General features: G+C 51.2%; 1 protein-coding gene. It reads left to right on the top strand.

Annotation, left to right across the window (positions count from 1 at the left end):
* Positions 1–94: 94 nt before the first annotated feature.
* Entirely contained in the window at positions 95–541 is a 447-nt protein-coding gene (gene iscR / locus ACTHUT_RS21615; protein WP_003680774.1) for a Fe-S cluster assembly transcriptional regulator IscR, read from the top strand.
* The last annotated feature ends 22 nt before the right edge of the window (positions 542–563 follow it).

Here is a 563-nt window from a genome sequence, read left to right as displayed (position 1 = left end):
CAATCAAACCGAGCCGCCACATACTTGACTGAAACACTCAGATATTAGACAATTCTCCCCACTAATAAAAACGCCCCACACAGGCAACCACACCATGAGACTGACTACCAAAGGGCGATTTGCAGTAACCGCCATGATAGATTTGGCGATGAACGCGCAAACCGGCGCTGTCAAACTCAGTGCCATCAGCGAACGACAAAGCATATCGCTTTCCTACCTCGAACAATTATTCAGCAAACTGCGCCGTGCCGGATTGGTTGAAAGCCTACGCGGCCCCGGCGGAGGCTATATCCTTGCCGCTCCCGCCGAGCAAATCAATATTGCACAAATCATCTCCGCAGCCGAAGACCGACTGGATGCCACGCAGTGCGGCAGCAAAGCAAACTGCAACCACGGCGCCCCCTGCCTGACCCACGACCTTTGGGAAAACTTAAACAAAACCATCAATGATTACCTCAGCGGCGTTACGTTGCAAAGCATCATTGAACAAAAAAACTGCAGCGACAGCAGTCATGTCGTTACCTTTACACACATTCATTAAACCGACTTGCGGCAAAGACCGC

Source organism: Neisseria sp. P0022.S010, from assembly GCF_051956635.1.
Note: the sequence above shows the minus strand (reverse complement) of the source record. Positions and strands in the feature narration are given on the sequence as shown.